We start from the raw sequence: 26,579 nt of genomic DNA on the forward strand, positions 1-26,579 counted from the left end.
CAACACTCCTATCGACCACGCGCGAGTCTTACGAGCGCCGTTCGCGGTGCCGCAAATCAGATGCTGTCGGTCAGCGCCTGATAGGCGGCGCCCGCAGCCTTCTGCTCGGCTTCCTTCTTGGAGCGGCCGACGCCCTGACCGTACGGACGACCGCCGATCACGGTGGTCGCGGTGAATTCCTTGTCGTGGTCGGGACCTGTCGAGGTGATCTCGTAGCTGGGCACGCCGAGGCCGCGTTCGGCGGTGAGCTCCTGCAGGCTGGTCTTCCAGTCGAGTCCGGCGCCCATCCGCGGGCCGCGCTCGAGCAGATCGGCGAACAGCCGCAGCACCACCTCGCGCGCGACATCGATACCGTGCTCGAGATGGACCGCGCCGAGCAGCGACTCCATACCGTCGGCGAGAATGCTCGGCTTATCCCGGCCGCCGGTGAGCTCTTCGCCCTTACCGAGCAGCAGGTGCACGCCGAGCCCGCCCGCGCCGAGCCCGCGCGCCACCTCGGCGAGCGCGTGCATATTCACCACGCTCGCCCGCAGCTTTGCCAGTTCGCCCTCGGACTTGTCCGGGTGCTCGTGGTAGAGCCGCTCGGTGATGCTCAGACCGAGGACCGAGTCGCCGAGGAATTCCAGACGCTCGTTGGTCGGCAGTCCGCCGTTCTCGTACGCGTATGACCGGTGCGTCAGCGCCAGCCGCAGCAGATCGGCCCGCACGTCGACGCCGAGCGCCGCGAGCAGGCTCGCATGTTCACCGGACGCGCCGGATTCGTCCTTACTGGCGGTCACGTCGATACGACAGGTCGAACGATCAGACAGCAGCGGTGACCTGACGGCCCTTGTAGGTGCCGCAGGAGGGGCATGCGATATGCGGCAGCGTCTTCTCGCCGCAGGCGCGGTTCGGGCACGTGATCAGGGTCGGCGCGGTGGCCTTCCACTGGCTGCGCCGCGACCTGGTGTTGGAACGGGACATCCGGCGCTTGGGAACGGCCACGACTACTTCTCCTCTTGTCCTATTGCTTGCCGGTACGGCAGCACTGTCTCGGTCTTAATGGTCTGTGTTGGTTGCACCCGAATCGGGGCTGCCATTGCCGGGCGACTCGGCGGCGAACTTCGCCAACCCGGCCCAGCGAGGGTCAAGTATCTCATGCCCATGGCCGGATCCCGCAATCGCCATCCGGACACCGCATTCCGGGCACAGGCCCGCACAGTCCGGAGTGCACAGCGGCTGCAGTGGCAACTCCAGGCCGATCTGGTCCGTGATCACCGGTTCCAGGTCGATCGTGTCGTCCACGATGCGGTAGATCTCGTCGTCCTCGGTGGTCTGCTCGGTGGCACTGTCCGGATAGGCGAACAGTTCGGTGAGCCGAATCTCCACCGCGCCGGTGAACGGTTCCAGGCAGCGCGAGCATTCCCCCGCCGTGGACGCGGCGACCGTCCCGGTGACGAGCACACCCTCGGACACCGCCTGCAACTGCAGATCGAGGTCCACCTCGGCGCCGACCGGAATGGCGATAAGGTCCAGCCCGATCCGCTCGTCGGTGGTGACCACGCGATGCAGCTCTTTCATCGTGCCGGGGCGACGGCCCAGGCTGATGACATCCAGCACGAAACCCGCGTCCGGCGTGCGGCGCGAGGCCGTGCGGGGACGCGAAGTGGGACCGGAACCGGCGGACATCACGAACTCACTTCACATTCGAGGGGAAATGGGCAACCACTCCACAATACGCGAGGGCCCGGTGCGGACCCAAACCGTCAGCGACGATAGTCGGCCGCGTAATCCGGAGCGCCCGCACCGGAGCGCAGTTGGTGACGTCCGCCGCGCACGGTCCGCAGGGTGGAGTTGAGGGTCTCCTCGAAGTCGGCGAGCCTGCTGTCGACGTAGTGGTCGCATTCGTCGCGCATCCGATCGGCCTCTTCGTTCGCTCCGTCGATCAACCGGGCCGATTCGGCATGCGCGGCACGCACCACTTCGGTCTGCGTGACCAAGCGGTCGCGCTCGGCCTCGCCCTCGGCGACCGAGCGGTCGTAGGAGGCCTTGCCGGCCTCGATCATTCGCTCGGATTCGATGCGGGCCCGACCGGTGACGGCCTCGAATTCGGCATTGCCGTCGGCGACGATGCGGTCGGCCTCGGCCTGTGCGGTATTCACCAGGTGGTCGGCGTGCGCGCCGGCCTCGGCGACCATGCGGTCGGCATGTGCCTTGGCGTCGGCGAGAATCCGGTCGGCCTCCTCGCGGGCCGATCCGATGGTCTGATGCGCCTGGTCGTTGGCGGTGGTCACGGTCGTCTCGGCGGTGGTGCGGGCGTCGGAGACGATCTTGTCGCGATGATCGAGCACATCCTGGGCGTCGTCGAGTTCGCCGGGCAGTGCATCGCGCACGTCGTCGAGCAGTTCGAGCACGTCACCGCGCGGCACGATGCAGCTGCGGGTCGGCGGGATGCCGCGCGCTTCTTCGACGATGGCGACCAGCTCGTCGAGAGCTTCGAATACGCGATACATGCTCCTACCCCACTCTCGTGCAGACCTACGGCGAAACTTTCCGCCGTCAGCCCAGTGTGCCCCTCGTCACGGCTCGTGCCGAGTCACCCACCGGTGTGTCGTGTAGGTGTCTCGTACGCCACAAAAACAAGTGGAGGATATGTCTCCACTTGGTGTTACATTTATCGGGAAGGTCGCAACAAGATCTTCTTAAGTGGATCGCAGGCCCTGACCGGGACTGTGGGGTTAGAGGAGGCCGACCGGGCGGATTGCGATGACCATCGCGGTTGTCCGTACCGAAGGCTCGTGTGGGATCGGAAAGACAATGACCGTACTGGAACTACCGCGGACGGCGGTTCTGCCGACAAGCAGCCTGTACACGCCGTGGGCGGGGCCCTACCCCGCGCTGCAGCCGGGGACGGCCGCTCGGTTCGGCCAGTTGATGCAGTATCTGCGGGGCGACCGCGCGCTGGCTCAGCTGATCCGCTTCGCCCTGGTCGGCGGTTCCAGCAATGTCGCCTACGTGCTCCTTTTCTTCGCGATGCACGGCGTCGGCCCCCTGGTCGCCAATATCGCGGGCTCGGTCGTGAGCACCGTGATCGCCAATGAAATGCACCGTCAGCTCACCTTCCACGCCGCAGGGCGAGTCGGCTGGTTCACCGCACAGTGGGAGGGCGGCGGGCTCGCGCTGGTCGGACTCGGGATCACCACCGCCGCACTGGCCGCGCTCGAGCTGTGGGCACCCGGCATGGGCGGTACGTTCCAGGCCGCGGCGGTCCTGGCCATCACTGCCGCGGTCGGCGGTATGCGCTTCCTCGCCCTGCGCGGGTTGGTCTTCTGAGCTTTGTCACCAGGCCGCCCCGGTTCTTCGGAACCGGGGCGGATTTCGTTGGCGGCGTTCAGCCTTTGCGTTCGGCGAGGCGATCCAGCAGGCGCTTGTGGACGGCGGGCGGGAGCATGTCGGTGACATCGCCGCCGTAGGTCGCAACTTCTTTGACCAGTGAGCTGGACAGGAAGCTGAAGGTCGGGTTGGTGGCGATGAAGAAGGTGTCGACGCCGCTGAGCTTCTTGTTCATCTGCGCCATCTGCAGTTCGTAGCCGAAATCGGTGGCATCGCGCAGCCCCTTGACGATCGCGCCGATGCCCTCCTGCTTCGCGAAATCCACCAGCAGACCCTGCCAGGACTCCACCCGCACATTGGGCAGGTGCGCCGTGGCCTCGCGCAGCATCTCCATGCGCTCCTCGACGCTGAACATGCCCTGCTTCTTGGGATTGACCATGACGGTCACCACGACCTCGTCGAACTGAGCCGCGGCCCGCGCGAAGACGTCGATATGTCCATTGGTCACCGGGTCGAACGAGCCCGGGCACAACGCTCCTGCCATGAACAGACGGTATCAGGAGGCCGGACCCTCACCTCGAATGCCGCGACGGCGGAGTTACTCCGGGGCGAATTCGGCTAGTTCGATGCGGGTTTCGCCGTATTTGCGCGCCTTCGCGGGGATATAGCCTGCGGGCCAGACGATCTCGGGTGAGCGGATGGAACGCTCGACTACGACGAGGGCGTCCGGTGCCAGCCAGTCGTGTTCGGCGAGGGCGCGCAGGTCGGCGGTGACCGTCGCGGTGTCGACATCGTAAGGCGGGTCGGAGAAGACCACGTCGTACTTGCCAGCACCGCCGCCCGCCAGGACAGTGGCGACGGACCCGATGCGGAGTTCGGCACCCGGCAGGTCGAGGTCGGCGATATTGCCACGCACGATGGCCGCGGCCTTGCGGTCGGATTCGATGAGCATGGCGTGGGTAGCGCCGCGGGAAAGGGCTTCCAGGCCCAGCGCACCGGATCCGGCGTAGAGGTCGAGCACACGGAGGCCGTCGAAATCGATGCGGGCGTCGAGGGCGCTGAACAGCGCCTCACGCACCCGATCGGAGGTGGGCCGGGTACCCGCGGGCGGGACGCGTAGCCGCCGCCCGCCCGCGGTACCCGCGACGATCCGGGTCATTCGGCCGCGGACTCGCGCACCGTCAGTTCGACCAGCAGGTCACCGCCTTCGACCTGCTGCACCTTGCCGATCGCGACCCGGCCGACGAGGCCGGCCCGCGGCGCGGTGATCGCGGCCTCCATCTTCATCGCCTCGATGGTGCCGACGATATCGCCCGCCGCGATCGAATCGCCTTCGGACACAGCGAGTGTCACCACACCGGCGAACGGGGCGGCGATATGGCCCGCGTTGTTCTTATCGGCCTTCTCGGCGGCCGGGATCTCGCTGGCGATGGAGCGGTCGCGCACGGCGACCGGGCGCAATTGGCCGTTCATGATGCACATGACCGTACGCATACCGCGCTCATCGGGTTCGGAGATGGCCTCCAGTCCGATGAGCAGGGTGACGCCCTTCTCCAGTTGCACACGGTGTTCGTCGCCGCGGCGCAGTCCGTAGAAGAACTGGTTGGCCGACAGACCCATGGTGTCGCCGTACTTTTCCCGGTGCGCGAGGAATTCGGCGGTGGGACCGGGGAAGAGCAGCCGGTTGAGCGTGGCGCGGCGCAGTTCGGAGGAACCGGCGAGTCCGGCCTCGTCCGCGGGGGTCAGCGGGGTCTCCGGCTTGGCCGGTCCACGTCCGGCCAGTGCGCGGCTGCGGAACGGTTCGGGCCAGCCGCCCGCCGGATTGCCGAGTTCGCCCCGGAGGAAACCGATTACCGAATCCGGAATGTCGTAGCGGCCCGGATCGGCGGCGAAGCTTTCGATATCGACGCCGGTGCCGACCAGTGCGAGCGCGAGGTCGCCGACCACCTTCGAGGACGGGGTGACCTTTACCAGGCGGCCCAGAAGTCGGTCCGCCGCAGCGTATTTCGCCTCGACCTCTTCGAAACGGTCACCGAGGCCGAGTGCGATGGCCTGCTGACGCAGATTCGACAGCTGACCGCCCGGGATTTCGTGGGTGTACACCCGGCCGGTCGGCGCGGGCAGCCCGGATTCGAAGGGCGCGTACACCTTTCGCAACGCCTCCCAGTACGGCTCCAGATCGCAGACGTTCTGCAGGTTGAGACCGGTGTCGAATTCGCTGTGCGCGGCAGCCGCGACGATCGCGGAAAGCGCTGGCTGACTGGTGGTTCCGGCCATGGCGGCACTCGCGCCGTCGACCGCGTCGGCGCCGGCCTGCCAGGCGGCGAGGTAGGTGGCCAGCTGACCGCCGGGGGTGTCGTGGGTGTGCACATGCACCGGCAGGTCGAAATTGCTGCGCAGCGCGGAGACCAGGGTCGCGGCGGCCGGAGCGCGCAGCAGGCCCGCCATATCCTTGATAGCCAGTACGTGCGCGCCCGCGTCGACGATCTGCTCGGCGAGCTTGAGGTAGTAGTCGAGGGTGTAGAGGTTTTCGTCCGGGTTGGACAGGTCGCCGGTGTAGCTCATCGCGACTTCCGCGATGGCCGTGCCGGTTTCACGCACCGCGTCGATGGCCGGACGCATCTGGTCGACATTGTTGAGCGCGTCGAAGATGCGGAAGATGTCGATGCCGGTGTCGGTTGCCTCCTGCACGAACGCGCGCGTCACCTGCTCCGGGTACGGCGTATAGCCGACGGTATTGCGTCCGCGCAGCAGCATCTGCAGACAGATATTCGGCACGGCCTCGCGCAGTGCGGCCAGCCGCTCCCACGGGTCCTCGAACAGGAAGCGCAGTGCCACATCGTAAGTCGCGCCGCCCCATGCCTCGATGGACAGCAGTTCCGGTGTCAGGCGCGCGACATGTCCGGCGACGCCGAGCAGTCCATTGGTGCGCACGCGGGTGGCCAGCAGCGACTGGTGTGCGTCGCGGAAGGTGGTGTCGGTGACGCCGACGGCCTTCTGCTCGCGCAGCGCCTGCGCGAACCCGTCCGGGCCCAGGCGCAGCAGCCGCTGACGGGAACCGTCCGGCGGCGGCACGCTCAGATCGATGGCAGGCAGCTTGTCGTGCGGGTACACCGTGGTCGGGCGGTCGCCGTGCGGCTTGTTCACGGTGATATCGGCGAGGTAGTTCAGGATCTTGGTGCCGCGGTCGGCCGAACCGCGCAGGGTCAGCAGCTGTGGGCGCTCATCGATGAACGAGGTGGTGACCCGTCCGGCCTTGAAGTCCGGATCGTCGAGCACCGCGAGCAAGAACGGGATATTGGTGGTGACGCCGCGGATGCGGAATTCCGCGAGTGCGCGACTCGCCCTGGCCACGGCGGCGGGCAGATCGCGGCCGCGGCAGGTGAGCTTGACCAGCATCGAGTCGAAGTAGGCGCCGATCTCCGCGCCCAGGTTCGCACCGCCGTCGAGGCGGATGCCCGCGCCGCCGGGGGTGCGGTATGCGGTGATGCGGCCGGTGTCGGGGCGGAAGCCGTTGGCCGGATCCTCGGTGGTGATCCGGCACTGCAGGGCAGCACCACGAATGGCGACCTTGTCCTGACTCAGACCGAGTTGTTCGAGTGTCTCCCCCGCCGCGATGCGCAGCTGGGACTGCACCAGATCGACATCGGTGATCTCCTCGGTCACCGTGTGCTCGACCTGGATGCGCGGGTTCATCTCGATGAAGACATGGTTGCCGCGCTCGTCGAGCAGGAATTCGACGGTGCCCGCGCAGCTGTAGCCGATCTGGCGGGCGAAGGCCACGGCGTCGTTGCAGATGCGTTCGCGCAGTGCGGGATCCAGGTTCGGGGCGGGTGCGAGCTCGATCACCTTCTGGTGGCGGCGCTGCACCGAACAGTCGCGCTCGAACAGGTGCATGACATTGCCGTGCTGGTCGGCCAGGATCTGCACCTCGATGTGGCGCGGATTTACCACGGCCTGTTCCAGGAAGACGGTCGGATCACCGAAGGCCGACTCCGCCTCGCGGGACGCGGCCTCGATCGATTCGCGCAGCTGTGCGGGATCGGCGACCCGGCGCATACCGCGGCCACCGCCACCCGCGACGGCCTTCACGAAGATCGGATAGTCCAGCTCCTCGGAGGCGGCCAGCAGTTCGTCCACCTCGGCGGAGGGCGCGCTGGACTTCAGCACCGGCAGACCCGCTGCCCGCGCCGCCTCGATCGCGCGAGCCTTGTTACCAGCCAGTTCGAGCACTTCGGCCGACGGACCGATGAAGGTGATGCCCTCGCGCGCGCAGGCCGCCGCGAGGTCCGGGTTCTCGGACAGGAAGCCGTAACCGGGGTAAATGGCGTCGGCACCCGCGGACTTGGCCGCCTCGATGATCGCCGCTATCGACAGGTACGCCCGGACCGGGTGCCCTTCTTCGCCGATCTGGTAGGACTCCGCGGCCTTCAACCGGTGGACCGAGTTGCGGTCCTCGTACGGGAAGACGGCGACTGTCCCGATGCCGAGTTCGTAGGCCGCGCGGAAGGCGCGGATGGCGATCTCGCCACGGTTGGCAACCAAGACTTTCGAGAACATTGAACTAAGGTACCCGCCCCGGAATCGTGGCCTGACAGGGAAGTCCCCTTCGCGGAATCTTCACAACGAGTCCTAGCAGAGTTGCGAAGTTGTGTTCACCTCACCGACACATCTCACCGTCCGTCGCGGTCACAAGTGCGGTCGGGTGCCACCGGCGACTCGAACGCACCTGGCGACAACTTCGCAAACCCGCTGCGCATCGAGCGCTGTGAAATCCGATTGCGCGGCCGCCTATGCTGGTTGACGCAGCTGGTTCGCCGTGCGTAGACGAGATGGAGCCCCGACGTCGCGTTACGGAGTCGAGTTCGCGGATCGGGAAACCGGTGCGCGGATGAGAGGGAACCCGGTGAGAATCCGGGACTGTCCCGCAGCGGTATGCAGGAACGACCGCCGTCATCGAGCACTGGGCAACCACCCGGGAAGCGACGGCCAGTAGGTGAGCCCCGTACGGGGTCGGCCAGAAGGCCCGTGCCCGCAAGTCCGAAGACCTGCCAGCCGTGTCGGATACGCCGTATCCGGCGGCCACCGCCTCGTGGATTGGGCGCGCGGACCTCCGTGTGATTGTCGGGCTCCATCGGTGTGCCGGCACGTCATTCGGTCTCCGCTAGCTCGTAGGGCGATGGTCTTCGATCTCAGCACTGGAGAAATTCGTGACTGTTACGCATAACCCGTTCACCGCGACGGTTCTCGGTCTCCCGCGGGTGGGGCCGCACCGTGAGCTCAAGCGCGCCACCGAGTCCTACTGGGCCGGACGCATCGACGCGCAGCAACTGCACGCGACAGCACGCGATCTGCGACGCGACCAGCTGACCGAATTACAAAGCGCCGGAATGGATTCCATCCCGGTCGGCACCTTCTCCTACTACGACCAGATGCTCGATACCGCCGTATTGCTCGGCGCGCTGCCGGCCCGGGTCGCCGGTATCGCCGATCCACTGGATCGCTATTTCGCCGCCGCACGCGGCACCGATACCGTCGAACCGCTGGAGATGACCAAATGGTTCGATACCAATTATCACTATCTGGTGCCGGAAATCGGTCCGGAGACGGTGTTCTCGCTGGATCCATCGAAGGTGTTGGATGAGCTGCGGGAAGCGCTCGCGCTGGGGGTGCCCGCGCGACCGGTGGTGGTCGGCCCCATCACCTTCCTGAAGCTGGCGAAGGCGACCGGCGGTGCGGCACTGGATCGGCTCGACGAGTTGGTGCCGCTCTATCGGGAGCTGTTGCGGCTGCTGGCCGTGGCGGGCGCGGAATGGGTACAACTCGACGAGCCGGTCCTGGCCACCGATCTGACCGCTGACGAGGTCGAAGGCGTGCGGCGGACCTACGCCGAACTGTCGGCCGCGACGGATCGCCCCGCGCTGCTGGTGGCAACGTACTTCGGCAAGCCAGGTGCGGCGTTGAGTGCCTTGGTCGAGGCCGAAATCGAAGGTATCGCACTGGATTTCACGGTTGACGCCGATCTCTCCGGTGTGCCGGCGCTGGCGAACAAGCTGCTGGTGGCCGGAGTGGTCGACGGTCGAAATGTCTGGCGGGCCGATCTGGAAAAGACTTTGGCGACGCTCGGCACGGTGCTGGGGTGCGCGAAATCCGTTGCGGTGTCGAGTTCCTGCTCATTGCTGCACGTGCCCTATACCTTGGCGAGCGAAACCAGCCTCGACGAGCGGCTGCGTTCGTGGTTGGCCTTCGGTGCGGAGAAGGTCGCCGAGGTGCGATTGCTCGCGACCGCACTGAGCGCGGGGCCCGAGGCGATCGCCGATGAATTGGCTACGGTCCGTACCGCTCTCGCCACCAGGCGTAGCGATCCTCGGTTGGATAATTCGCAGGTTCGGGCGCGGCTGGCCACACTCGGTACGGATGCAACCCGGCGGGCACCCGCGCAACAGCGACGGGCATTGCAAGCCGAGCGGCTGCGACTGCCATCGCTGCCGACCACGACGATCGGCTCGTATCCGCAGACCTCGGCGATCCGACTGGCACGCGCGGCATTGCGCAAGGGTGCGATCGATCAGGCCGAGTACGTGCGGCGGATGCGATCCGAGATCGCGGATGTCATTGCGTTGCAAGAGAAGCTGGGCCTGGATGTACTGGTGCACGGCGAGCCGGAGCGCAATGACATGGTGCAGTACTTCGCCGAGCAACTCGACGGATTCGCCGCCACCGACGCGGGCTGGGTGCAGTCCTACGGCACGCGTTGTGTGCGGCCGCCGATTCTGTTCGGCGATGTGGCGCGGCCCGCGCCGATGACCGTGGATTGGATCGGCTACGCGCAATCGTTGACCGATAAGCCGGTCAAGGGCATGCTGACCGGCCCAGTGACGATTCTGGCCTGGTCGTTCGTCCGCGATGACCAACCGTTGGCGGATTCGGCACGTCAAGTGGCGCTGGCGATCCGGGACGAGACGGTCGATCTACAGGCCGCGGGCATTCGGATCATCCAGGTCGACGAGCCCGCGCTGCGGGAACTGCTGCCGCTGCGCGCGGCCGATCAGGGCGAGTACCTGGAGTGGTCGGTCGGCGCTTTCCGGTTGGCGACCTCCGGGGTCTCGGATGCCACACAGATCCACACCCATCTCTGCTATTCGGAATTCGGTGAGGTCATCGATGCGATCGCCGGATTGGATGCCGATGTGACCTCCATCGAGGCGGCGCGCTCGCATATGGAAGTGCTCGACGATCTGAATGCGGCAGGGTTCGATCTCGGCGTCGGACCGGGCGTGTACGACATCCACTCACCGCGGGTGCCGAGTGTCGAGGAGATCACCGCCTCCCTGCGCGCCGCACTGAAGGCCGTTCCCGCCGAACGGCTTTGGGTCAATCCGGACTGCGGATTGAAGACGCGTGGACCAGTCGAGGTCGAGGCGTCATTGCGCAATCTGGTCGCTGCTGCGGCCGCGGTGCGCTAGCGGGATAATGCGCTCGCCCTCTCGAATGGGAGGGCGGGCGCGCTCGCCCGGGTCCGCGCCGTGTGGCGAACCAATTCCAATTGCAGCCACGCCGTCCCACCCGAACATCTCGACCTCGCGATCGACTGCATCCGCGCATATTCCTGCTCGAAGACCGCGCAGCCCGATAGCGCGGTTTGGTCACCGCGCTATCGGGCTGCATATCAATGAGATTCGGCCCCGGGGAAAGGCCGGAGCCGACGGCGCGGCGTGTACCTCTCACAACTTTCACCGTTGCGGACCATCGGCCGCAGGCGCGACCGTGCGCTCAGTCCCCGCCGCCAGGCCGTATGACATTCCGAGCAACGATCCATGCGTAACCCCTCCTCATACGTCGCCATCAGATATCACCCCCGATGTTCTATTCGACGCAGGGCCGACCGATTCGGTTCCGTCGGTTCCCTCGACTATTCGGCCGCGGGCTCGGTTCCGAAGGCGCGATTGATGGCGGCCATATCGAAGTAGTCGCGCCAGGCGGTGATGGCGCCGTCGGCGACCTCGAAGACGCCCACTACCGGCAGCGGGGTGTCTTTGCCCAGGCCGCGCAAGATATCGGTGCGCTCGTTCATGACGATATTTCCGGCGGCGACCTGGTGGTGCACGTCGAATTCGATGGATTCGAAGGTGCTGAGGAAACCGGCGATAAAATCGCGGATGGCAGCGCGGCCGTTGATGGGTTCCATCGGAATGTTGTGGTAGACGGCGTCTTCGGCGAAGAAGGCGCTGATCCGGTCCGGGTCGGGATCGGCCCAGCTGCGGCACATGGCGGTGACGATTTCGTCGGGGCTCGGCATTCGGTTCGCTCGCTTCCTTGCGCCGATACGATCGGGCACATCGGTCGATTCGATCGCACCGATTACACCAAACAATCGCTTGGTTGTGCCAGGATCAGCCCGCAACCAGCAGTTCGCGCTGCGACACCCATTGGCACCGCCGTACAGCGGACCCTCGATCGCAGCGATGATCGCGCTGTACATATCCGAGCGGGTCGAGGTGACCACACGCGCGACGAAGGTGGATGCGTTGAAACTGTGCTCCACGTAAAGGATCAGCGAAATCTCGAAGGCGCGCACAATGCGCTGTCGACGATCCGGTTCACGATCCTCGCGCGGACCTCGGCGGTCACCTCGACCGGATCGGCGGCGACCTCGGCAATTCTGATGGCCAAGTGTTCTGTGCGCGGAAGGTCCGCGGTGGCGGCGCGGGCGCGTACGATGTGGGTTTTCATCCATCCGCCGGTTCCAGACGGGCCAGCGGCCCTCCTTCGCACGCTACGCAGGATTAATCTTCGGCAAAATCCCTTGCAACAGCAGATTTCTGCGGGCGAGAATCCTCAATTTTGCGATGATTGCGAATTCCGAGGGCTACCATCTTGCGGTGCGCAAGATGTACGCGGGCGCCCGACTGAGACGGTTGCGCGAGGAACGGCGGATGACCCAGGCGGCACTGGCGAAATCCCTGGATCTATCGCCCAGCTACCTCAACCAGCTCGAGCGCGACCAGCGACCGCTCACCATTCCGGTGCTGCTGAAGCTCAACTCCACCTTCGACCTCGACGTGCAATTTTTCGCGGCCGACTCCGATGCCCGGCTGGTCTCGGATCTGCACGAGGTACTCGTCGATGCGGCGGGCGGTGACAGTGCGCCACTGACCGAGGTGGAGGAACTGGCGACGCGACTGCCGGAGGTCTCCCGGATCGTCGTCGCGATGCATCGGCGATTGCGCGCGGCGACAGATCAACTCGATCTGCTCTCCGCCCGGGTGGCCGCGCCGACGGGCGCACCCGGCGTGCCCATGCCGTATGAGGATGTGCGGGATTTCTTCTACGACCACCACAATCACATCGCGCAACTCGATCATGCGGCCGAACAGCTCTTCGAGGAGTGCGGTCTGAGCATCGGGTCCCTCGATCGACAACTCGCCAGGGTGGCCGAGGAGCGCGCCGGGGTCACCGTGCTGGTGCGCGGTGACGGCGCGGATCCGTCTATCCCGAAACGGCATTACGATCCGGACAGCCGCACGCTGACGCTGGCGCGGCGGCTGCGTCCCGGGCAGCGCGCATTTCAAATTGCCACCACCCTCGGCTTTCTGCTGTACGGCAAGGATCTGGATGCCGTACTCGCCGAAACACCGTCGCTCACCGGCGAATCCAGGACGTTGGCGCGGATCGGGTTGGCGAATTACTTCGCGGGCGCACTGGCGCTGCCGTATGGCCGCTTTCTGCGGTCGGCCGAGGAACTGCGCTACGACATCGATCTGCTCAGTCTGCGTTTCGAGGTCGGCTTCGAGACCATCTGCCACCGGTTGAGCACCCTGCAGCGGCAGGGGCAGCGCGGCGTTCCGTTCTTCCTCGTCCGCACCGACCGGGCGGGCAATATCTCGAAACGCCAGTCCGCCACGGCATTCCATTTCTCCCGGGTCGGGGGCAGCTGCCCGCTATGGGTGGTGCACGAGGCCTTCGCCAATCCTGGTCGCATCCTGACCCAGATGGCGGCAATGCCCGATGGCCGCCGCTACCTCTGGATCGCCCGCACCGCGCTGGCGGGGCCCCACGGATTCAGCACGGCGACAAAGGATTTCGCGATCGGCCTGGGTTGCGATATCGAATACGCCGACCGGCTGGTGTATTCGAACGGTCTACAACTCGACAGTCCGGCAGCAGCGGTGCCGATCGGCGCGGGCTGCAAGGTCTGCGAGCGCCCCTCCTGTCCGCAGCGCGCCTTCCCTCAGATCGGCAGCCCCCTCGCAGTCACCGAGCACATCAGCACGGATCTGCCCTACCCCCGAGTCCTGCGCTAGTTCTGGACAGTCGATCACCATGCGCTGGGGCAGGCAAACATCGAGAACGCCTCTCCACCAGTGCATTCTCACGACTTCGCCAGGTACTCGAGGCGCTCGGCGTCTACGGCGGCGTGCATCATGGTGGCGAGGCCCGGGTGGCGGTGCAGGCCGGGGTCGGATTCGACTACTTGGCGGGCGAGGTCTTGGGCGGCGGTGATGACTTCGAGGTCGTCGAGTAGGGAGAGCAGGCGCAGCGAGCGGGCGGTGCCGGACTGGGCGGCGCCGAGGACGTCGCCTTCGCGGCGTTGGCGCAGGTCGAGTACAGCGAGTTCGAAGCCGTCGGTGGTGGCGGCGACGGCGTCGAGGCGGGCCATGGCGGTGCCGGTTGGGCCCGCGTCGGTGATGAGCAAGCACAGGCCGGGGTATTTGCCACGGCCGATGCGGCCGCGCAACTGATGCAGCTGGCTGACACCGAAGCGGTCCGCGTCCACGATGACCATAACGGTCGCATTGGGCACGTCGACGCCGACCTCCACTACCGTGGTGCAGACGAGCACGTCGATGTCGCCGTCGTTGAATGCGCGCATCACCTGGTCTTTTTCATCGGTCGGGAGCCTGCCGTGCAGCAGGCCGACCCGGACGCTCGCGAGCGGACCGGTGCGCAGCATGTCGAAGACCTCGAGCGCCGCGGCCGTGGTCGGGCCTTCCTTCTCCTCTGCCTTACCGGACTTCTTGCCGTTGCGGCCCTTGCCGTTCTCTTCGTCGTCGCCGATGCGCGAGCACACCACATAGGCCTGCCGACCTGCGCCGACCTCCTCGAGGATGCGTTCCCAGGCACGGTCGACCCAGTTCGGATGCTGTTTGCGCGGCACCACCTTCGACACGATCGGCGAGCGACCGCGGGGCAGCTGAGTGAGGGTCGATGTCTCCAGATCGCCGAGGGTTGTCATGGCGATGGTGCGGGGAATCGGGGTCGCGGTCATCACGAGCAGATGCGGGCTGGTGCCGGATTTCGCCTTGGCGCGCAACGCATCCCGCTGTTCGACACCGAACCGATGCTGTTCGTCGACGATCACCATGCCGAGATCGAAGAACTCCACCGCGTCCTGGATGAGCGCGTGGGTGCCGATCACAATGCCTGCTTCGCCGGTGACCGCATCCAGTAGCGCCGCTTTCTTCGCCGACGCCGACATCGATCCGGTCACCAGCACGACCTTGGTCGCGTTGTCGGCGGCGCCGAGCTCACCGGCGGTGCCGAGATCGCCCAGCATCGCGCCCAGTGACCGATAGTGCTGGGCGGCAAGGACTTCCGTTGGTGCGAGCAGCGCGCACTGCTGACCGGCGTCGACCACCTGCAGCATGGCGTGCAGTGCGACGATGGTCTTGCCCGAACCCACCTCGCCCTGCAGTAGCCGGTGCATCGGATGGCTGCGCGCGAGGTCGTCGGAGATTTCCGCGATCACCTGCTGCTGTCCCTCGGTCAGTTCGAAGGGCAGGCGGGTGTCGAAAGCCGCTGCGATACCGTCGGATCGGGGCGGACACGGCCGGGCCGCTCGCGCCTCCGCGTCGTGTCGTCGCTCGGCGAGGACCAGTTGCAGGGCCAGCGCCTCGTCGAAACGCAAGCGCTCCCTGGCCTGTTCGATATCGGACTTGCGTTCGGGCAGGTGGATCAGGCGCAGCGCGTCGGAGATCTTCATCAGCGCGCGGTCGTCGCGCAGATCACTCGGCAGCGGATCGTCGATCGGGTCGAGTTGGTCGAGCACCTGCCGGACGCAGGCGAGCAGATCCCAGCTCTGCACTTTCGCGGTCGCGGGGTACACCGGGATGTATTCCCGTTCGAAGAACGAGACATCCACTCCCCCTTTACCTTTCGCACTCTGAGCCAATCCGCGCAAGGCGCCGCCACCGCGTACCGAGGTGAGGTTCTCGATCGAATCCTCTTCCTTCTCGGGCAGGATCAGATAGTCGGGATGCGAGAGGTTCCAGCGGTCCGGGCGCCACCAGTGCACGGTGCCCGACATCATGGCCCGGACTCCTTCGCGGACAAGGTAACTCACCTTGTCGCCGTTGAAGAAGGTGATATCGATCGGGGCGACCGAACCGGTGTCGAGGGCGACCTTGAGCAGACGCCCCCTGCGGTTCTTCATCGGGCGCAGTTCGGTTTTCGTCACCCGGCCGATGACGGTGATGTGCGCGCCCTCCTCCGGCTGCTCCTGGGTGAGCGGCTGGCCTTGAGTGGCATAACGTAATGGGTAGTGCCGCAACAGATCCTCGACGGTGTGCATGTCGAAGGCATCGGCGAGCGGCTCGGCCGCCTTCACGCCGAGCAAGTGGTCCAGCCGATCGCTGAGTGTCGCCATATCCCTATTCCACCCCTATCTGCACCAGATCTGCTTGCTGCCCACCGGAATACACACTCACCTCGACGCCGGGAAAGCCGTTCGCGATATGCGCGGCCAGTTCGTCCGCGAGTTCGGCGGGGGCGGCCATACCCATCAGCAGGGTGACCAGCTCACCGCCGAAGGCGAGCATCCGGTCGAGCAGGGTCCGGCCCGCGGTCGGCACATCCCGGTCGATCACCACGACATCGTGACCGACCAGCCCCAGCCCATCACCGGCCTCGCAAGTGCCGACCATGGTGAGTGCCCGTTCTGTCGCGGCACGCAATGATCCCCAGCGGGTCGCGGCCGCCGCTTCCGACATGGCGAACGCGTCGTCCACGGCGATCCGGCCGCAATCGTGCACCGCCAGCGCCGCGAACCCCTGCACCATGGACCCGCTCGGCAACAACAAGACGTCCCGATGCGCGTCACGAGCCGCAACACCGACCGCAACCAACTCGTGCGCGGGCAGCGCACCATTCGGCAGCACCAACACCTCTCGATTCGGCAGCCGCCGAATCGCCGCAAGCAGCGCCGCGCTGGTCACCGGCCCGTCACTGCCGAGCACCACCGCACCTCCGGCCTCGAACAGCGCCGCCGCGCCATCTCCCGATGCGACAGCCAGGACGGCGCGGTCCGCGGGACCGTCATGATCGGGCGCGTCGTGCGCGGTTGCACCCGATCCGACGGCTGCGGCGGGAGATTCAGTAAGCGCAGGCGAGTCAGTGCGCGCAGGCTGCACAGCGGCACCAGCAACATCGGCACGGGCTGCGTCGGGGTGCCCGACAACATCAGCGTGTCCAATGATGTCGGCGCGCGCGGTTACGCCCGAAGGCGCGGGTGTTGGGCGGGCGGTGACGGTGAAGCTCTCTATGCGGATAGCGCTGAGGCTGCCGGCGGCGATTCCTGCTTCTATGGCGGCGCCCGCGTCGGCGCAATGGACGTGCGCGGACCAGGAGCCTGCGCCGTCACCGACGACCACGACGGAGTCGCCGAGGTCGGCCAGGTGGGCGCGGAGGCGGGCGATTCGTTGGTCGTCGGTGTCCGACAGGAGGTACATCACCTCGAAGTGGGGTTCGGCACTGTTCAGGGGTTCGACACAGGCGCCGTGCGGTTCGACGTCGGCTCGCGGTGCGGAATCGGCATGCGGTACGGCCCTGGCACGATCAACTCTCGCCAGGTCACCAGCGAATGCGAATTCGCCTCGCGCGTACTCCGGCCGATCGGGTGTCCGGCCGAGGGTGACCGCGACCAGACTGTCGAGAAGCACGACCAGCCCGCGCGCCCCCGCATCGACCACACCCGCCTCGCGCAGCACGCCGAGCTGGGCGGGTGTATCACCGAGCGCCTCGGCAGCACCGTCGGCCGCCGCCACCGCCACCTGGGCCAGGGCGGATTCCGGAGAGGCCGCAGCACATTCCGCTGCCCGCTCCAGGACGGTCAGAATGGTCCCCTCGACCGGCACACTCAGCGATTCCCGAACCAACGCCGATGCCGTGGCCAGCGCGTCACGCAACGTCTGCGCCGTCAGCGGCCCCCCGCGCGCTGCCTCGGCAATCCCCCGCAACACCTGCGACAAGATGATCCCGGAATTCCCGCGCGCCCCGAGCGTCGCCCCACGCGCCATAGCCGCGGCCACATCGTGCGTCGAGAGCGATTCACCTGGTTCGCGATACCCGTCCCGCACCCCTGCGCTGGCGCCATTCCACGAGCTCCCTTTGCCCGCAGTACCAGGCGGAGTCGGGCGATCGACACCGGTCGTGGCAACAACTCGGTCCGCGAACTCCCCCGGCGGCGCCGCAGGGGGGTGCGATATCGCGGCGCCGCCGTCCGATTTCGCGCCGTTGCCGACCACCCCGGCATCCGCTGCACAACCCTCGGCCGCGGATCGCTCGGATCCGCGGGCCGAGATCACCGCAGCGTCCGCAGCCTGGATTGCCGCTCGCATGGTGGCGAGCATGTTCGTACCCGTGTCGGCGTCGGCGATGGGGAAGACGTTGAGGGCGTTGATCTCCTCGCGACGCTGCTGCAGGCCTTCGAGACAGATGCGCCCCCAGCGCAGCAGGGCCGTGCCGTTCAGTTCATTCGGACCGGCAACGGCAGGCAGACCCGCGTCAGGGCCGTCGCCCATCATGTCCCGCACTCCGGGCACCGCCACCTCTCTCCGCGATCGTTCACACCGCCGTGCCACCGCACCCAAGCGACTGCTGGCAGATCGCTCGAAAGGTTCTGCCACCGTTGGCCAGGTTAGCTGGCGATACCGACAGTCGATCGGCGACACCGATCCACTACCATCGGGTATGCCCACAGGTCATCGCTTCATGACCCGGTTTGGTGGATCCGGGCGCCGCCAGCTACCCTTGCAGGGTTGCCTAGCGCGGCCGAGAGGGTTCGCGCTGGCCGACGTCAGTCGGCAGGGCATTAAGACATTGTTTCCGGACATGCTGCCGACATGCGGCGGTCCCCACATGACATGAAGGAGTTCGCGACTATGGCTGCCGTCTGCGACGTCTGCGCCAAGGGCCCCGGCTTCGGGAAGTCGGTCTCGCACTCGCACCGGCGTACCAACCGTCGTTGGAACCCGAACATCCAGACCGTGCGCGCACAGGTCGCGCCGGGCAACACCCGCCGCATGAACGTGTGCACCTCCTGCCTGAAGGCGGGCAAGGTCGTTCGCGGCTGATTTCCCAGAGACCGACATACGCCCCGACACCACCAGGTGTTCGGGGCGTAGTCATCTGCGGACCTGGTCATCGACTACCACCCTCGGCAACGATGGTCTCCATGACCCAGCCCGCCTGGCGCATAGCCCCACTCACCGCCGAATACGTCCACGGCGTCGCCGAATGCCATATCGCCTGCTGGCGTGAGGCCTATCGCGGCCTGGTCCCCGACCACATCCTGGATGCGTTCGAGGTCGGCCGCCGCGCGGAGCAATGGGAACGCGTCCGCATCCGCAATCCGGGCAGCGCCTACGTCGCTCTCGTCGACGACGAGGTGATCGGCTTCTCCTGTGCGAGCGCGTCCCGCGACGAATCACCGATCACCCCAACCGAACTGAACGCCCTCTATGTCCGCGCCGCGTGGTACGGCACCGGCGTCGCCCACGACCTCATCCGCGCCGCCGTCGCACCCGACATCCCGTGCTCTCTCTGGGTCTTCGAGAAGAACCCACGCGCCCAGGCCTTCTACCGCAAACACGGCTTCGAACTCGACGGCACCAGCCGCATCGAGGCCTTCACCCCCGCCATCGAAGTCCGCATGGTCCGCCGCTGACCGGAAGACGGCTCAGGGCGGGGAGCTAATGTGCTGGCCATGACTTCAACGCACACCGAGTACGTCACCGTCGTCGACGGCGTACTACAGATCACCATCTCGACCGCCGCGAACGGCACTTCCCTGGACTTCGCGGGCATCAACGCGGGCACCGAGGCATTGCGGTCCGCCGACCGCGAGATCGGAGCCGTCCTGCTGGCGGGCGCCGGACCGAACTTCTCCGCGGGTGGCAATGTGCGCGGCTTCGCGGCGGCCGAGGATCGGGCCGGTCATATCTACGGCCTCGCGACGGATCTGCACGAATTCGTGCGCGCGCTGGACGAGACCATCGTGCCCGTCGTCGCCGGGGTGCAGGGGTGGGCGGCCGGAGCGGGGATGAGCCTGGTGTGCGCGGCGGATATCGCGATCGGCGGCCCGAGCACCAAGCTGCGCCCGGCGTATCCGGGCATCGCGTTGAGCCCGGACGGCGGCATGTCGTGGACGCTGCCACGGATCGTCGGCGCCGGACGCGCCCGCGAAATCCTGCTCACCGACGCGATTCTCGACGCCGAAACGGCGGTGCGACTCGGCATCCTGAGTCGGCTCGTCGATGACGAGCAGGTACAGCCCGAGGCACTGGCTGTGGCCCGAACCCTCGCCACCGGACCGCGGTCCGCCTACGCGAGCATCAAATCGTTACTGGCACGGTCGAATTCGTCGACGCTGAGCGACCAGCTCGACTACGAGCGCGATGCCATCAGCGCCGCGGCGAACAGCCCGGCCGGGCGCGAGGGCGTGGATGCCTTCGTCGAGAAGCGCAAGCCCGACTACCAGAACCGGTAGCTAACCGCGCACCTGGAGCACGAATTTCGCGACCGCGTCGGTGAACGAATCATTGTCGTCACCGGCCGCGGTATGCGCCGCGCCACCGATCTCGACCAGCTGCGCATGCGGCACCAGTGCCTGGAATTCCGCTGCGCCTTCCGGCGTCACCACATCGGATTGCATGCCGCGCACCAGCAGCACGGGAATGGTGAGGGCGCGTGCGGCCGCCTCCAACTGCTGCACCATTTCGCTCGGATCCTCGACGCGGTGGGTGAGCATATCCGGATCCCAATGCCAGTACCAGCGACCGTCACGCTGGCGCAGATTGCGCAGCAGGCCGTCGGTGTTCTTGGGCCTGGGCCGATGCGGCATATATTCCGCGACCGCGTCGGCGGCCTGCTCGAGGCTGTCGAAGCCGTCGCGATGCTTACCGAGGAAGTCGATCACCCGCGCGACACCGGCGGGTTCGGGACGGGTGACGATATCGACGAGCACAAGGGCGGTGATCGCCGCGCCGCCCGGATCCGCGGTAGTCAGCAGGCCGGTAATCCCGCCCATGCTCGCGCCGACCACGACCGCGGGGGTAGCCAGCTGTTCGAGGACCGCGACCAGGTCCGCGACCATCGCGTCGCGCCGGTAGTCCGCGTTCGGCGACCACTCGCTGTCGCCGTGGCCGCGCGCGTCCAGCGTGACGACCCGCATCCCGGCGACGGCCAGCTTCGCACCGGTCTGCTTCCACGAGTGTCTGGTCTGACCACCACCGTGCAGAAACAGGACGAGCGGGCCGTCCGCCGGGCCGAACTGGTCGGCGGCCAGCTCGATCCCATCCGAACCGCGCAGCCGCAGCCGGATCGGACCGAGAAGGTTGTTCGCATTAGTCACGATCCTACGATCGCACAGCTACCGCAGGGACTCATGCGAGCCCCGATAAATGGGACCTCAGCAGTCCCACTTGCCCTGCGCGCTGATGGTGTTCTGCAGCAGGCACGCGACCTTGGCATTCACCGAAGACGAGATGGTCGAGGAGCCATTGGAGGTGAATTCCTCGCCGACCGGAGCGGCGGTCTTCGGCGCGGAGGTCTCCGTGGCGGGCTCGAGCGGCAACCCGGCCGCATTCGCCGCCGCACTGCCGCCGGCCAGGGCCGCGCACAGGGCCAGCGTGGCGGTGGTGCCGCGCAGTGCGCCGCGAACGGTCTTGTTCTGCATGAAATTGTGCTCCTCTACTGTGTTTTAACCTCGACGCCCGAGATCTAGGGCAGGCGCCAGTCAACAGGTTCGGCACCCAATTCGTCGAGTAGTTCATTCACTCGTGAGAAGGGTCGCGAACCAAAAAAGCCGCGCGAGGCCGACAGTGGTGACGGGTGCACGGATTCGATATAGGGCACCTCGGCCGCGGCCAGCTGCGGTTTCAGTGTCTGGGCGTCCCGACCCCACAGGATCGCGACCAGCGGCTCGTCCCTGGCCACCAGCGCGCGAATCGCCTGATCGGTCACCGCCTCCCAGCCCTTGCCTCGGTGCGAGGCGGGCTGACCCGGCGAAACCGTCAGGACTCGGTTCAGCAGCAGTACGCCCTGATCCGACCACGGGCTCAAGTCGCCATTGGACGGTGTCTGGTGGCCGAGGTCCTTGCTGTATTCGGCGAAGATATTGGCGAGGCTGCGCGGCACCGGCGAAACATCCGGGGCGACAGAGAAACTCAGGCCCATCGGATGTCCGGGCGTCGGATATGGATCCTGGCCGACGATCAACACGCGCACCGCATCGAACGGACGCTGAAAGGCGCGCAGCACATTCTCACCGGCCGGTAGATAACCGCGGCCCGCCGCATTCTCCGCGCGCAGGAATTCGCCCATCGCCGAGATCTGCTCCGCAACCGGTTCGAGAGCCTTCGCCCAACCCGGATCCATGATTTCCGTCAGTGGTTTCGCGCCCATGACCGCACAACCTATCGTGGCTCGGGCTCGGATGCCGAGTCCACCCCGCTGAACGATTCCCAGCCCCCACTGCCCGGATGCCGCGCACCGTCGACGGTGATGCCGTGACCTGCCAGCACCCGTCCGATCGGCACCCAACCGGGCGGCAGATCCCGGTGTGCGGACCAGGTTCCGACGAACGCGTGATCCTCGCCGCCGGTCAGAATCCATTGCGCCGCATCGGCATCCAGACGCCGCGCGATAGTCGCCAGCGCCGGATCGCGCAATGTCTTCGAATGGATATCGATGGCGACGCCGGACGCCTCGGCGATATGGCCCAGATCAGCGAGCAATCCGTCCGAGATATCGGTGAGCGCGGTGGGTGTCGCGGGCACTTCGGTGGGAGATCCGATGATGCCCTCCGATCCGAACTCCGCCGCGTTCGACTGATCCGACACCCCGATATGCTCCGAGCCGAGTACGCCTTCCGCTGGGGGTGCTCCCGAATTGTCCACTCCGGCAACGGAATCGGTGACTACAGCGAGCACAGCCGAATAGGGCGGCTGTGGGACCCGATGGGCCGCGAGCGCTTCGGCGAAGAGTTCATCGGTCGGATCGAATCCGGCGGTCAGGACTGCCAACCCAGCGGCGGACCAGCCGAGGCGACCGACCACTGCGACCGTATCCCCCACCCGCGCACCAGCTCTGGTGATCGGTGCGCGGCCGTCCAGATCGCCGAAGGCGGTGACCGAGATGACCAGCTGCGGGCTGCGCACCACATCGCCGCCTGCAATGGAGCCACCCGAGCGACGCGCCTCGGCCCACATCCCGTCGGTGAGCCCATCCACCAGCTCGAGCGGCGTATCGGCCGGACAGCCGAACGCCACCACGAATGCGGTCGGCACCGCACCCATCGCGACCACGTCGGCGGCATTCTGCGCGATGGCCTTGCGTCCGATATCGCGCGGACCGGACCAATCGAGCCGGAAATGTCGATCCTGGATCAGCATGTCGGTGGTGACCACGAAACGGCCGTCCGGCGCGGCCACCAGGGCGGCGTCGTCACCAGGACCGAGCAGCACGCCGGGCGCCTGCACCCGCCCCGAGTTGATCCGCTCGATCAGCGCGAACTCCCCCAGCTCACGCACTGTCTTCGGCCGTGTGCTGTCGCTGATGACCTGGTCCCTTCCCGGCGTCGTGCTGGCTGAAATCGCCCCGAGGGTACCCTTTCCAAGGCAATCGAGTACTACCAGGCCGGTGCGCGGCATCCATCCCCCAGGTGACCGGGCCCCACCAGCGCGAACAGGAAGGACCGGTGAGCATGGCGGCGGAATCGTCGGACCGCGGTTCGTCGGAGGCGAAGTCGTCGAAGGCCGGGCTGTCGAAAGGGACGGTTGATCCGGCTGCGGACAGCGCGGCGGCGGAACCCACGCCCACCGTCGATAGCACCGGAGCCGAAGGCTCTTCGCCAGCGGCCGATGCCGAGCCCGCAGCAGCTTCAACCGGTACCGCCGATGCCGAACCCGCTCCAGCCGCAACCGGTACCGCCGAAACCGAGACCGCCGGCTCCCCAACAGCTTCAACCGATGCCACCGAACCCGGGGACTCCGCAGCAGCCTCGACCGGCACCGACGACGCTGAGCCCGCCACAGCTTCAATCGATGCCGCTAGTTCCGAGCCCGCCGACTCCGCAACAGCCTCAACCGCGGCCGCCGGTACCGACGACGCCGAGCCTGCGGCCGCCGACAGCACCGAATCCGCCGACGAGCCCGCGACCGAATCCAGCGGCTACCCGCCCGCGCTGATCGCGACCGCAGTCGCACTCCCGGTCGTGCTGGTAGTCGCGGTTCTGGTCGCCGCGGTCCTCGCCCTACGCGCACCGACCGAACGCGAACCGCTGGTCCTCGGTCCGGTTCCCGCACCCGCGGCAGATGGTCCGGCGTGCACCGCGCTGCTGCCCGCATTGCCGGTCGATCTCGGCGACTACTCCAAATCCACGCTGGTGGAACCGGCTCCCCCCGCGACTCGCGCCTGGCAGCGCAAGGACGGCGGCGACGCCATCGTGCTGCGCTGCGGTTTGGAGCGGCCGTTGGAGTTCAACCGCGCCTCGCCGCTCCAGATCGTCAATGGCGTGCAATGGTTCGAGGTCCGCGATGCGGCCGCCAAGGCGAGCACCTGGTTCGCCGTCGACCGCGCGACCTATATCGCGCTGACCGTCCCCGACGGCTCCGGACCGACTCCGCTGCAAGGAGTTTCGGACACGATCACCGCCAACATACCGGCCCAGCTGATCGATCCCGGCCCGCTGCCGAACTGACGCCCACACCCCGCGTCATTGCGCCACACCCGCGGTACTGGGCGCGCACTTGCGACACCGCGGGTCCTGGCCGACAGGCCGAGAGTTGCTCACCGCAACCCGGTACCCCGTGCCAGCGCGGTCTCGATCAGTGTGGAAACCAGCGCCCGGTAGTCGATTCCGGTCGCCTCCCACATCCGCGGATACATGGAGATCGAGGTGAAGCCGGGCATCGTATTGATCTCGTTGATCACCGGCCCCTCCGCCGTGACGAAGAAGTCCACCCGCGCCAAACCTTGGCAGTCAAGCGCTTTGAACGCCCGCACCGCGAGTTCCCTGACGCTGTCGGACACTTCATCGTCCAGTTTCGCCGGAACATCGAATTCGCAGACATCGTCTAGGTATTTGGTATCGAAGTCGTAGAACTCCGGCGCCGCGGCATCGGCATCCGGCATCCGGATCTCGGCGACCACACTGGCCTCGACCCGCCCGTCCGGAAATTCCAGCACGCCACATTCGACTTCGCGTCCGAGGATGCCCGCCTCCACGATCACCTTCGGATCGTGTTCGCGCGCCGTCGCGATCGCCGCGTCCAACTCGCTCCAATCGGTAACCTTGGTGATGCCGATCGAGGAACCACCGCGCGCCGGTTTGACGAATACCGGCAGGCCCAGCAGCGCGCGATCATCCGCATCGAGCGTGTCGGTCCCGCGCCGCAGCACCAGCTGCCGCCCGATCGGCAGCCCCTCCGCAGCGAGCAGTTTCTTGGTGAATTCCTTATCCATGCCCGCGGCGCTGGCCAGTACCCCCGGCCCGACATACGGCACCCCGGCCAATTCGAGCATGCCCTGCAACGTCCCGTCCTCACCGAACGGACCATGCAGAATCGGGAACACCACATCCACCGAACCGAGTGCCGCAGTCGGATCATCGAGCGCGACCAACGAGCCGGACCGGCTCGGATCAGCGGCCAGCGTGAGCGCGGTGCCGCTGCTGTCCACCGCGGGCAGCGCGTTGTCCTTGAATCCGAGCGACGCCACCTCGGAACCACCGAGCACCCAGGCGCCGTCGAGGGTGATGCCGATGGGCACGGCCTCGTACTTTTCCGGATCGAGGTTGCGCAGCACGCTGCCGGCCGACACACACGAGACGGCGTGCTCGTTACTGCGCCCGCCGAACACCACAGCAACCCTGATCCGGTTCGTCATGAACGGAACCGTACCCGTTATGGGTGCCGATCCAACCTCGCGCCCGTGCGGTTATAGCGTCCGCCCCTATTCCGGTTTGATCCGCCGCCCCAGCAGGTTGCCGACCGCCTCGAGCACCGGAACGCCCTCGTGACATACCTGGTGCACCGACGTGGTCAGCGGCATCTCGACATTGTGCGCCGCGGCCAGCGCCCGCACCGATGTGCACGACTTCACACCCTCGGCAACCTGACCATGGGTGGCCTCCTGGGCCGCCTCCATGGACCCGCCCGCCCCGAGCACATGCCCGAACGAGCGGTTGCGCGACAGCGGCGAGGTGCAGGTGGCGACCAGATCGCCGACCCCGGCCAGTCCCGCCAACGTGGCCGGTTCCGCGCCGAGCGCGACCCCGAGCCGGATGATCTCGGCCAGCCCGCGGGTGATCAGGCTGGCAATCGAGTTGTCGCCCAACCCCATTCCCGAGGCGATGCCGCAGGCGAGCGCGATGACGTTCTTACAGGCGCCACCGATCTCGCAGCCGATCACATCGGTATTGGTGTAGGGCCGGAAGTAGCCGTTGGCGCAGGCCTGCTGCAGTGCGACCGCCCGCGCGGCGTCGGTGCACGCGATCACGGTGGCCGCGGGCTGCTCGGCCGCGATCTCCTTGGCCAGATTCGGACCCGACAGCACCGCGATCCGGCTCTCATCGGCACCGGTGACTTCACCGATGACCTGACTCATCCGCAGCAGCGTGCCGTTCTCGATGCCCTTGGCCAGGCTCAGCAGCGCGGCATCCGGCCCGATCGAGTCCCGCCACGTCTCGAGATTCGCGCGCAGGGATTGGGACGGAACCGCCAGCACGACGATATCGGCGCCGTCGAGCGCCTCGGCGTGGTCGTGAGTGGCCGTCACGCTGGGTAATTGCACATCGGGCAGATAGAACGGATTGCGGTGTTCCGTGGCCAGGGCCTTGGCCACCTCGGGCCGCCTGGCCCAGATCGTGACGTCGGTTCCCGCGTCCGCCAACACCTTCGCGAACGCGGTCCCCCATGATCCCGCGCCCAGCACTGCCGCCCTCGTCATCTGCCCAATATGCCACGGAACCACTCATGGAAGGATTAGCA

24 protein-coding genes, 1 pseudogene and 1 riboswitch are annotated in these 26,579 nt (G+C 66.8%); of the genes and pseudogenes, 7 read left to right on the plus strand and 18 right to left on the minus strand.

Annotated features, from left to right (window positions below; all coding sequences use genetic code 11):
- Positions 1–56: 56 nt before the first annotated feature.
- The 4 genes from rnc to ACIBW7_RS14710 form a co-directional block, all read right to left on the minus strand.
- Complete coding sequence (gene rnc, locus ACIBW7_RS14695; protein WP_397046748.1) at positions 57–779, minus strand: ribonuclease III; 723 nt, start codon at positions 777–779, stop codon at positions 57–59.
- 22 nt (positions 780–801) lie between these two features.
- Positions 802–984 carry a 50S ribosomal protein L32 gene (gene rpmF / locus ACIBW7_RS14700; protein ID WP_014987105.1) on the minus strand — a complete coding sequence of 61 codons (183 nt, stop codon included), beginning with the start codon at positions 982–984 and terminating at the stop codon, positions 802–804.
- Between the two features lie 54 nt (positions 985–1,038).
- A complete protein-coding gene (locus tag ACIBW7_RS14705; RefSeq protein ID WP_397046749.1) occupies positions 1,039–1,668 on the minus strand; it encodes a YceD family protein in 630 nt (209 codons plus the stop codon).
- 77 nt (positions 1,669–1,745) lie between these two features.
- Positions 1,746–2,492: a DivIVA domain-containing protein gene (locus tag ACIBW7_RS14710; protein ID WP_397046750.1), complete on the minus strand. Its 747-nt coding sequence runs from the start codon at positions 2,490–2,492 to the stop codon at positions 1,746–1,748.
- A gap of 304 nt (positions 2,493–2,796) precedes the next feature.
- On the opposite strand from ACIBW7_RS14710, the gene ACIBW7_RS14715 reads away from it, so the two are divergent.
- Complete coding sequence (locus ACIBW7_RS14715; RefSeq protein ID WP_397046751.1) at positions 2,797–3,312, plus strand: GtrA family protein; 516 nt, start codon at positions 2,797–2,799, stop codon at positions 3,310–3,312.
- A 58-nt stretch (positions 3,313–3,370) separates the two neighbouring features.
- Here ACIBW7_RS14715 and coaD read toward each other — a convergent pair whose 3' ends face one another.
- From coaD to ACIBW7_RS14730, 3 genes are read right to left on the minus strand one after another with little or no spacing between them, the layout of a single operon-like run.
- On the minus strand, positions 3,371–3,856 hold the full coding sequence (gene coaD / locus ACIBW7_RS14720) for a pantetheine-phosphate adenylyltransferase (RefSeq protein WP_397046752.1): 486 nt from the start codon (positions 3,854–3,856) through the stop codon (positions 3,371–3,373).
- A gap of 54 nt (positions 3,857–3,910) precedes the next feature.
- Positions 3,911–4,471: a 16S rRNA (guanine(966)-N(2))-methyltransferase RsmD gene (gene rsmD, locus ACIBW7_RS14725; protein WP_397046753.1), complete on the minus strand. Its 561-nt coding sequence runs from the start codon at positions 4,469–4,471 to the stop codon at positions 3,911–3,913.
- Positions 4,468–7,872 carry a pyruvate carboxylase gene (locus ACIBW7_RS14730; RefSeq protein ID WP_397046754.1) on the minus strand — a complete coding sequence of 1,135 codons (3,405 nt, stop codon included), beginning with the start codon at positions 7,870–7,872 and terminating at the stop codon, positions 4,468–4,470. The genes rsmD and ACIBW7_RS14730 overlap by 4 nt, the downstream gene beginning before the upstream one ends.
- Before the next feature lie 304 nt (positions 7,873–8,176).
- Positions 8,177–8,383, plus strand: a riboswitch (cobalamin riboswitch).
- Positions 8,384–8,522: 139 nt separating this feature from the next.
- Here ACIBW7_RS14730 and metE point away from each other — a divergent pair.
- Positions 8,523–10,778, plus strand: coding sequence for a 5-methyltetrahydropteroyltriglutamate--homocysteine S-methyltransferase (gene metE, locus ACIBW7_RS14735; RefSeq protein WP_397046755.1), 2,256 nt, complete (start codon positions 8,523–8,525; stop codon positions 10,776–10,778).
- Positions 10,779–11,224: 446 nt separating this feature from the next.
- Here metE and ACIBW7_RS14740 read toward each other — a convergent pair whose 3' ends face one another.
- The 3 genes and pseudogenes from ACIBW7_RS14740 to ACIBW7_RS14750 all read right to left on the minus strand — a co-directional run bounded on the left by ACIBW7_RS14740 (position 11,225) and on the right by ACIBW7_RS14750 (position 12,045).
- Positions 11,225–11,611: a nuclear transport factor 2 family protein gene (locus ACIBW7_RS14740; RefSeq protein ID WP_063042885.1), complete on the minus strand. Its 387-nt coding sequence runs from the start codon at positions 11,609–11,611 to the stop codon at positions 11,225–11,227.
- Positions 11,612–11,740: 129 nt separating this feature from the next.
- Positions 11,741–11,893 (minus strand): annotated as a pseudogene (locus ACIBW7_RS14745) (citrate/2-methylcitrate synthase); the annotation flags it as partial.
- Entirely contained in the window at positions 11,866–12,045 is a 180-nt protein-coding gene (locus tag ACIBW7_RS14750) for a hypothetical protein (protein WP_397047093.1), read from the minus strand. The pseudogene ACIBW7_RS14745 and the gene ACIBW7_RS14750, both read right to left, overlap by 28 nt.
- A 149-nt stretch (positions 12,046–12,194) precedes the next feature.
- Between ACIBW7_RS14750 and ACIBW7_RS14755 the strand changes: the two genes are divergently transcribed.
- Positions 12,195–13,616 carry a short-chain fatty acyl-CoA regulator family protein gene (locus tag ACIBW7_RS14755; RefSeq protein WP_397047074.1) on the plus strand — a complete coding sequence of 474 codons (1,422 nt, stop codon included), beginning with the start codon at positions 12,195–12,197 and terminating at the stop codon, positions 13,614–13,616.
- 68 nt (positions 13,617–13,684) lie between these two features.
- Here ACIBW7_RS14755 and recG read toward each other — a convergent pair whose 3' ends face one another.
- Positions 13,685–15,958: an ATP-dependent DNA helicase RecG gene (recG, locus tag ACIBW7_RS14760; RefSeq protein ID WP_397046756.1), complete on the minus strand. Its 2,274-nt coding sequence runs from the start codon at positions 15,956–15,958 to the stop codon at positions 13,685–13,687.
- A 4-nt stretch (positions 15,959–15,962) separates the two neighbouring features.
- Positions 15,963–18,110 carry a DAK2 domain-containing protein gene (locus ACIBW7_RS14765; RefSeq protein ID WP_397047075.1) on the minus strand — a complete coding sequence of 716 codons (2,148 nt, stop codon included), beginning with the start codon at positions 18,108–18,110 and terminating at the stop codon, positions 15,963–15,965.
- A gap of 360 nt (positions 18,111–18,470) precedes the next feature.
- On the opposite strand from ACIBW7_RS14765, the gene rpmB reads away from it, so the two are divergent.
- The 3 genes from rpmB (at position 18,471) to ACIBW7_RS14780 (ending at position 20,077) form a co-directional block, all read left to right on the plus strand.
- A complete protein-coding gene (gene rpmB, locus ACIBW7_RS14770; protein ID WP_011210730.1) occupies positions 18,471–18,662 on the plus strand; it encodes a 50S ribosomal protein L28 in 192 nt (63 codons plus the stop codon).
- 101 nt (positions 18,663–18,763) lie between these two features.
- Positions 18,764–19,255, plus strand: a complete 492-nt coding sequence (locus ACIBW7_RS14775) for a GNAT family N-acetyltransferase (protein WP_397046757.1) — start codon at positions 18,764–18,766, stop codon at positions 19,253–19,255.
- 39 nt (positions 19,256–19,294) lie between these two features.
- Complete coding sequence (locus ACIBW7_RS14780) at positions 19,295–20,077, plus strand: enoyl-CoA hydratase/isomerase family protein (RefSeq protein WP_397046758.1); 783 nt, start codon at positions 19,295–19,297, stop codon at positions 20,075–20,077.
- On the opposite strand, the gene ACIBW7_RS14785 is transcribed toward ACIBW7_RS14780, so the two are convergent.
- The 4 genes from ACIBW7_RS14785 to thiL are packed head-to-tail and all read right to left on the minus strand — an operon-like array spanning position 20,078 to position 23,120.
- Complete coding sequence (locus ACIBW7_RS14785) at positions 20,078–20,941, minus strand: alpha/beta fold hydrolase (protein WP_397046759.1); 864 nt, start codon at positions 20,939–20,941, stop codon at positions 20,078–20,080. It abuts the gene before it with no gap.
- A 57-nt stretch (positions 20,942–20,998) separates the two neighbouring features.
- A complete protein-coding gene (locus ACIBW7_RS14790) occupies positions 20,999–21,265 on the minus strand; it encodes a hypothetical protein (RefSeq protein WP_040693471.1) in 267 nt (88 codons plus the stop codon).
- 44 nt (positions 21,266–21,309) lie between these two features.
- A complete protein-coding gene (locus tag ACIBW7_RS14795) occupies positions 21,310–21,993 on the minus strand; it encodes a uracil-DNA glycosylase (RefSeq protein WP_397046760.1) in 684 nt (227 codons plus the stop codon).
- Positions 21,994–22,004: 11 nt separating this feature from the next.
- Positions 22,005–23,120, minus strand: coding sequence for a thiamine-phosphate kinase (thiL, locus tag ACIBW7_RS14800; RefSeq protein ID WP_397046761.1), 1,116 nt, complete (start codon positions 23,118–23,120; stop codon positions 22,005–22,007).
- A gap of 173 nt (positions 23,121–23,293) precedes the next feature.
- On the opposite strand from thiL, the gene ACIBW7_RS14805 reads away from it, so the two are divergent.
- Positions 23,294–24,289, plus strand: a complete 996-nt coding sequence (locus ACIBW7_RS14805) for a DUF3515 family protein (RefSeq protein ID WP_397047076.1) — start codon at positions 23,294–23,296, stop codon at positions 24,287–24,289.
- Between the two features lie 89 nt (positions 24,290–24,378).
- Here ACIBW7_RS14805 and ACIBW7_RS14810 read toward each other — a convergent pair whose 3' ends face one another.
- Together ACIBW7_RS14810 and ACIBW7_RS14815 are read right to left on the minus strand one after the other, a co-directional pair.
- Entirely contained in the window at positions 24,379–25,476 is a 1,098-nt protein-coding gene (locus ACIBW7_RS14810; RefSeq protein WP_397046762.1) for a D-alanine--D-alanine ligase family protein, read from the minus strand.
- A gap of 66 nt (positions 25,477–25,542) precedes the next feature.
- Complete coding sequence (locus ACIBW7_RS14815; protein WP_397046763.1) at positions 25,543–26,538, minus strand: NAD(P)H-dependent glycerol-3-phosphate dehydrogenase; 996 nt, start codon at positions 26,536–26,538, stop codon at positions 25,543–25,545.
- Positions 26,539–26,579 lie beyond the last annotated feature (41 nt).

This window comes from Nocardia sp. NPDC049526, assembly GCF_044465765.1.
Taxonomy (GTDB): Bacteria; Actinomycetota; Actinomycetes; order Mycobacteriales; family Mycobacteriaceae; genus Nocardia.